Consider the following 7,086-nt stretch of genomic DNA (forward strand, 5'->3'; position numbering starts at 1 on the left):
CGTGGTCAGCACGTATGGGACGGTGAGTACGAGCCAGCCCCACAGGAGGGGGTGCAGCCATAGGCCGAAGACGGCCAGGAGTGCGGCTGCGAGGAGGAGCCAGGCGAGGAGCAGCCAGCAGAGGAAGGCGAGTTCCGAGGAGGTCGGGTAGGTCTCGACGTGGTCTCCTGCCGTCAGGCGGATCACCTCCCAGTGCCACAGGCGCAGCTCGGCCGGGGCGCCGCGGTCCGTCGCGCGGTAGGTCTTCGGGCCGACGGCCAGCGGCTGGGTGCCATCGCCGAAGGCGACGTCCAGGCGGTAGCTGGTGGTGCAGGATCTCAGCCCGTCGGTGTCCGTGGTGCACGTTTCGCTGGAGTCCTTGGCGACGATCTCGCCGGTCGCCTGCGCGACGCAGTCGTGAAATCGGGGCACGGCGGACCCGTTGACGACGAAGGGGCGCTCGGTGCGGCAACTGCCGTGCCGAGCGCCCCTCTCACCGAAAGCCCAAGACGTCACAGGGATGTAAGGCGCCTGAGGGATTCAAGGCGTCAGAGGGACTCGGCTATCTGTTTGGCCAGAGTCAGACCTGTGAGGACCGGATTCACCGAACCGACCGTGGGAAACAGCGACTGGTCGCACACGTAGGCATTGCTCACGTGGTGGAACCGGCCCACGGAGTCGGTCACCGATGTCTGGGGATTGTCGCCCATCCACAGCGTGCCGGATTCGTGGTACGTCGTTCCCAGGCCCAGGTGCCATTCCGGGAACGGGCGGGTCAGGGGAAAGGGGGTGGCCTGCCAGGCTCCGTCGTAGTGGTAGTCGATGTCGGCCGCGTTGCCGGCGAGTCCCTGGGCCAGATCGAGAGCGGTTCGATTCCCTGGGCGACTCCGTCGCCCGCGTGCACCTTGATCACATGGGCCTCGGGCACGACGAAGAGCAGCCGGTTCGTGTCGTTGCCGCCGGACGCGTCGACGTCCTGGCGGACCGCGTCGATGAGCAGCGGCAGGCTGCTGTACTTGTCGAAGCTGAACAGCCCCGAGGCGGGGGCCTGGCCCTGCACGGAGAGCGGCGGCGCCTCGACGCCCTGGGTTCCCACCGCCGTCTCGATCTGCGGGATCGCGACGGTGACGGCCGGGAGCCGGGCGAGCAGAGCCTCGTACAGGTCCCCGGTGATGAAGTCGGTGCTCGGGTCGACGCCGATCTCGCCTTCCACGTCGGGGTAGTTGGCGATGAAGTACTGCGCCGTCGGGACCGGCCACCGTTGGAGGTCGCCGGGGGTCAGCCTGGGGCATCAGCCTCCCCAGTAGAGGGATTTCCCTCCGATGCAGTAGGCGAGGCCGGGGAATTCGACGTTGCCCCGCCAGGGAACGCCCCACACGAATTCCCGTGCGACGAGCGGATCGTTCGCCGGGTCGATGGGCTCGGGAATTCCCGACCCGATACGCCCGAGATTCTGCATGTGTTCCGGCAGGAGGAACTTCCCGGCGTCGAGCAGCAGAATCCGCTTCCCGGCGGCCCGCCGAAAGATCTTGGCCGCGCAGTACGCCCCGTACATTCCTCCGCCGATGACGACGGCGTCGAAGGGCGGCCCACCGTTCTGGGTGGCCTCCTCCCAGGTGTTGCAGACGAAGCGCCCGAGAAGGTCGTGCGAAAAGCTGGTCTCCTGAACCACCGTCGACTTCTGACCCGCGACGAGCTCTTTGAGCACCTTGTTCCCCTTTCGCACACCTGGGGAGAGTACATCCGCCGCCCAGGCGATCCGCCACCGCGGGCCCGCCCGCACTGCTCCCTTCGCCGGACGGGGGCGGGCACGGCACCGGCATGGTCTACGAGGAAGCGCGGGGGACGACCTTGATGTTGAAGGTGTGGTCCCCGAGACCGCCCGCGATGCCCATGAAGAGCAGCGCGAAGTGCTCCTGACCCCGTGCGGTGGTGATGCCGCCGATGTCCAGCTGGGACGACGGCGGCCAGCCGAGGTCGGTGAGCAGCCGGCCGGTGGTGCGCTTGGCCTCGGCGTCGTCGCCGGAGAGGAAGACGGTGCTCGGGCCGTCGAGACCGTCCGGGGCGATCATCGCGGTGGAGTCCATGGTGCACAGCGTCTTGACCACCGGCGTATCGGGGAAGGCCCGCTGGATCTCCTCGGCCAGACTGCTGTTGGGGTGGGAGAGCTCGGTGAAGTCGTCGGAGAGGCCGACCCCGACGTCGATCAGTAACGTGCCGGCCAGGGCCGGGGCCCCGATGGAGCGCAGCAGCTCCACGGAGACGTTCCCGGGGGTCGCGTTGACCAGCACCTCCGCGTGGGCGGCCGTCTCGCTCAGGCCGGCCACGGCCAGGCCGATGTCCTTCCGCTCCTGGGGGTGGCGTGAGCCGAGGAGCACGTCGTGTCCTGCGGTGGTCCAGCCCTGGGCGAGTGCCCGGGCGACGTTGCCGGTGCCGAGTAGTCCTATTCGCATGCCGCGACGCTAGCCGCCGCCCCGGACCCGGCGAATCGGCCCGCAGGCTCACACGGACGGCACGAAAGACCTAGGTCCGCGGTCGTCGGCCCCGCCGACGGGAGCGCCTGGCGCCGCCGGTCCGTGCGACGGACGGGGCGCACCGAGGGATAGGGCCGCACCGAGTAAACCGATCAGGGGCGTACCGAATAAGCCGATCAGGGGCGCGCTGACGGGAAGGGGCGCCCGGTGCTGTTCGCATCGGGCGCCCCTGTCCGTCGTCGTACGGAGGAAGCTGTCAGAGCTTCTCGATGACGTAGTCCACGCACTTCGTCAGTGCCTCGATGTCCGCCGGGTCGATCGCCGGGAACATCGCGACGCGCAGCTGGTTGCGGCCGAGCTTGCGGTAGGGCTCGGTGTCGACGATGCCGTTGGCGCGCAGGACCTTGGCGACGGCGGCGGCGTCGACCTCGTCGGTGAAGTCGATCGTGCCGATGACCTGGGAGCGCTTGGCGGGGTCGGTGACGAAGGGGCTGGCGTACTTGCTGTCCTCGGCCCAGCCGTACAGGGTGCGCGCGGAGGTGGCGGTGCGGCGGACCGACCAGTCCAGGCCGCCCTGGCCGTTGAGCCACTCCAGCTGCTGGTTGAGCAGGAAGAGGGTGGCCAGCGCGGGGGTGTTGTACGTCTGGTTCTTGCGGGAGTTGTCGATCGCCGTCGGCAGCGAGAAGAACTCCGGGACGTGGCGGCCGGACGCGTGGACGCGCTCGGCGCGCTCGATCGCGGCCGGGGAGAAGACGCCGATCCACAGGCCGCCGTCGGAGGCGAAGGACTTCTGCGGGGCGAAGTAGTAGACGTCCGTCTCGGCGATGTCGACCGGGAGGCCGCCGGCGCCGGAGGTGGCGTCCACCAGGACCAGCGCGCCCTCGTCGGCGCCCGGCACCCGCCGGATCGGAGCCGCGACGCCGGTCGAGGTCTCGTTGTGGGTGAAGGCGTAGACGTCGACGCCCTCCTCGGCCTCCGGGTCGGGGTGCGTGCCCGGGTCGGAGGAGATGACGGTGGGCTCGGCGAGCCAGGGGGCCAGCTTGGCGGCCTTGGCGAACTTGGAGGAGAACTCGCCGAAGCTGAGGTGCTGCGACTTGTTCTCGATCAGGCCGTGGGTCGCGATGTCCCAGAACGCGGTGGAGCCGCCGTTGCCGAGGATCACCTCGTAGCCGTCCGGGATCCGGAACAGCTGGGAGATGCCCTCGCGGACCTGACCGACCAGGTTCTTGACCGGGGCCTGGCGGTGGGAGGTGCCGAGCAGGGAGGTACCGGTTGCGGCCAGCGCGTCCAGCGCTTCCGTCCGCACCTTGGAGGGGCCAGCGCCGAAACGTCCGTCGGCGGGCTTGATGTCAGCGGGAATCTGGATCTCAGCCACGAGGCGGAGGGTATCCCGTGGGGGAAACGGTACGGGGAGATGTCCGTTCGATGAGACGAGATCTCCGCCGCTTGGACCTGTCGGGATCTACGACGGACCCCGAGCTGTCGTCACTGTCAGTGACGGGGTGCATGCTGGAGGCATGACGGATCTCGAGGGGGAACTGCGCGGGGCCGTCCGGGGTGACGTGGAGTTCGGCGTCATGGCCCGGGCGCTGGTGACCATGGACGCGTCGAACTACCGGCGGGTGCCGCTGGGCGTGGTCGCGCCGCGTGACGCGGACGACGTGGCGGCGGCGCTCGAGGTGTGCCGGACCCGGGGTGTGCCGGTGGTGGCGCGCGGCGGGGGCACGTCGATCGCGGGGCAGGCGACGGGCACGGGCGTGGTGCTGGACTTCACCCGGTATCTGAACCGGTTGGTCACCCTGGATCCGGGCTCGCGGACGGCCGTCGTACAGCCCGGCCTGGTCCTCGACCGGCTCCAGGAAGCCGCCGCTCCGCACGGCCTGCGGTTCGGCCCCGACCCCTCCACGCACAGCCGCTGCACCCTCGGCGGCATGATCGGCAACAACTCCTGCGGCTCCCACTCGGTGGCCTGGGGCACCACCGCGGACAACGTGCGGGAGCTGGCCGTCGTCACCGCGCGCGGGCAGCGCCTGCGGCTCGGGCGGGGCTGGGCCGGCGCGCCGGACGGGCTGCGGGACCTCGTGGAGGGCGAGCTGGCGCGGCTGCGCACCGGCTTCCCCGAGCTGCCCCGCCGCATCTCGGGCTACGCGCTGGACGCGCTGCTGCCCGAGCGGGGCGCCGACGTCGCCCGCTCCTTCTGCGGCTCGGAAGGCACCCTGGGCGTGCTGACGGAGGCGGTCGTCGACCTCGTCGAGGCACCCCGCGCGCGTGCGCTCGCCGTCCTCGGGTACGCTGACGAGGGCGCCGCCGCCGAGGCCGCCGCGGGGCTGCTGCCGTACCGGCCGCTGACGGTGGAGGGGATGGCCGCCGACCTGGTGCCGTCGACGCAGGGTCTGCCGCGCGGCGCGGCCTGGCTGTTCGTGGAGACCGGCGGCGACACGGCGGGGGAGGCACGCGCGCGTGCGGAGACGATCGTGCGCGCGGCGGACGTCGTGGACGCGGCCGTGGTCACCGACCCGGCCGGGCAGCGCTCCCTGTGGCGCGTCAGGGAGGACGCGAGCGGTACGGCGACCCGGATGCCGGACGGCTCCGAGGCCTGGCCCGGCTGGGAGGACTGCGCGGTTCCGCCCGCCCGGCTCGGCGCCTACCTGCGGGACTTCCGCTCCCTGCTGACCGCCCACGGCCTGCGCGGCACGCCGTACGGGCACTTCGGGGACGGCTGCATCCATGTCCGTATCGACTTCGACCTGCTCACGGACGCCGGGATCGCCCGCTTCCGGCGGTTCTCCGAGGAGCTGGCCGACCTGGTGGTGTCCCACGGCGGCTCGCTGTCCGGGGAGCACGGCGACGGGCAGGCCCGCGCCGAGCTGCTGCCGCGTATGTACGGCGCGCGGACGGTGGCCCTGTTCGAGCGGGCCAAGGCGGTCTGGGACCCCGACGACCTGCTCAACCCGGGCATGCTGGTCCGTCCCGCGCCCCTCGACCGCGACCTGCGTTTCTCGGTCCTGCCCCGCGAGCCCGTCGCCGTGGCCTTCGGCTACCCCGGCGACGGCGGCGACTTCTCGGCCGCCGTCCGCCGCTGCGTCGGCGTCGCCAAGTGCCGTACGACGGCGGCGAGCGGCCCGGCCGTGATGTGCCCCTCCTTCCGGGCCACGGGCGAGGAACAGCACTCCACCCGCGGCCGCGCCCGTCTGCTGCACGAGATGCTCGCCGGTGAACTGGTCACCGACGGCTGGCGGTCGCCGGAGGTGCTGGAGGCGCTGGACCTGTGCCTGTCCTGCAAGGGCTGCCGCTCCGACTGCCCGGTCGAGGTCGACATGGCCACCTACAAGGCGGAGTTCCTCCACCACCACTACGCCGGACGCCGTCGCCCGGCCGCCCACTACAGCATGGGGCGGCTGCCGCAGTGGTTGCGCTGGGCGAGCCGCGCCCGCGCGACGGGCGTCCTCAACGCGCTGGCCTCGGTCGGGCCGCTCGCGGCGGTCGCCAAACGGCTCGGCGGGATCGCGCCGGAGCGGCAGATCCCGCGGCTGGCGCGGGAGACGTTCAGCGGGTGGTGGCGCAGGCGTGGGGCGCGGCTGGAGGAGGCGGGCGACCTGGTCGTCCTGTGGCCCGACACGTTCACCGAGCACCTCTCGCCGTCCGTCGGCCGGGCCGCCGTCCGGGTGCTGGAGGCGGCCGGGCTGCGGGTGGCGCTGCCGCCGACGCTGCGGATGCGCGGGCGTCCGGTCGCGGACGGGCGTTCGCGCTCGGCGGCGGCCCTGCTGACGGCCCGCCGCGGCCGGGTCTGCTGCGGCCTGACGTACATCTCCACCGGCCAGCTCGACCACGCGCGCGCGGTGCTGCGCCGCACCCTCGACCTGATGGAGCCGGTGCTGGAGACGGACGCACCCGTCGTCGTCCTGGAGCCGAGCTGCGCCGCCGCCCTCCGCGCCGATCTGCCCGAGCTGCTGCACGACGACCCGCGCGCGGCCCGCCTCGCCGCCCGCGTCCTCACCTTCGCGCAGGCCCTGGAGCGGCACGCCCCGGGCTGGAGACCGCCGCGCCTGGACCGTCCGGCCGTCGGCCAGACCCACTGCCACCAGCACGCGGTCCTCGGCGACGCGGCCGAGCGGCGGCTGCGCGCGGCGGCCGGCCTCACCGGCGAGCTGAGCGGCGGCTGCTGCGGCCTCGCGGGCAACTTCGGCTTCGAGAAGGGACACACCGAGGTGTCACGGGCGTGCGCGCAGGAGCAGCTTCTGCCGGCCGTACAAAACGCCCCGGAGGGCGCGGTCGTCCTCGCCGACGGTTTCTCCTGCCGTACACAGCTGGACCAGCTGGCGGGCGTGCGGGGGGCGCATCTCGCGGAGGCGCTCGCCGAGGCGCTGCCCGGGGAAACGCCCGCGCGTTCCGCGACGCCGGGATGTCCGAACGGCAGGGCCTAATCTGGCCGGAACGGTCATGCGAGGACGGGCACCAGCCGTACGCCGTGACCGCGATGGTCACTCGAAGGAGCCCAGCGTATGAGCCTGCGTGTCCAGCCCATCACCCGCGACGAGCACCTGGCGTTCGTCGCGGCCCTGCCCTCCGCGAGCCATATGCAGATCCCCGCGTGGGGCGATGTGAAGCCCGACTGGCGGGGGGGGGGGCTCGG

The 7,086-nt window shown here is 72.1% G+C and carries 6 protein-coding genes and 2 pseudogenes; 2 read left to right on the plus strand and 6 right to left on the minus strand.

Annotated elements, in window-relative coordinates; all coding sequences use genetic code 11:
• From ALMP_RS15755 to serC, 6 genes and pseudogenes are all read right to left on the minus strand, one after another.
• A pseudogene (locus tag ALMP_RS15755) lies at positions 1–411 on the minus strand (hypothetical protein); the annotation flags it as partial.
• 116 nt (positions 412–527) lie between these two features.
• Positions 528–836, minus strand: a complete 309-nt coding sequence (locus ALMP_RS44385) for a GMC oxidoreductase (RefSeq protein WP_375803494.1) — start codon at positions 834–836, stop codon at positions 528–530.
• Positions 755–1,192 (minus strand): hypothetical protein, encoded by a 438-nt coding sequence (locus ALMP_RS15760; RefSeq protein WP_264928394.1) that lies wholly within the window; start codon positions 1,190–1,192, stop codon positions 755–757. The genes ALMP_RS44385 and ALMP_RS15760 overlap by 82 nt, the downstream gene beginning before the upstream one ends.
• A 78-nt stretch (positions 1,193–1,270) precedes the next feature.
• A complete protein-coding gene (locus ALMP_RS15765; RefSeq protein WP_264928396.1) occupies positions 1,271–1,687 on the minus strand; it encodes a hypothetical protein in 417 nt (138 codons plus the stop codon).
• A gap of 118 nt (positions 1,688–1,805) precedes the next feature.
• Positions 1,806–2,432, minus strand: coding sequence for an NADPH-dependent F420 reductase (locus tag ALMP_RS15770; protein WP_264928398.1), 627 nt, complete (start codon positions 2,430–2,432; stop codon positions 1,806–1,808).
• A 277-nt stretch (positions 2,433–2,709) separates the two neighbouring features.
• On the minus strand, positions 2,710–3,828 hold the full coding sequence (gene serC / locus ALMP_RS15775) for a phosphoserine transaminase (RefSeq protein ID WP_264928400.1): 1,119 nt from the start codon (positions 3,826–3,828) through the stop codon (positions 2,710–2,712).
• 142 nt (positions 3,829–3,970) lie between these two features.
• On the opposite strand from serC, the gene ALMP_RS15780 reads away from it, so the two are divergent.
• Complete coding sequence (locus tag ALMP_RS15780; RefSeq protein WP_264928402.1) at positions 3,971–6,877, plus strand: FAD-binding and (Fe-S)-binding domain-containing protein; 2,907 nt, start codon at positions 3,971–3,973, stop codon at positions 6,875–6,877.
• A gap of 78 nt (positions 6,878–6,955) precedes the next feature.
• A pseudogene (locus ALMP_RS15785) lies at positions 6,956–7,086 on the plus strand (peptidoglycan bridge formation protein FemAB); the annotation flags it as partial.

Origin of the sequence: Streptomyces sp. A012304, assembly GCF_026008495.1 — a bacterium.
GTDB lineage: Bacteria > Actinomycetota > Actinomycetes > Streptomycetales > Streptomycetaceae > Streptomyces.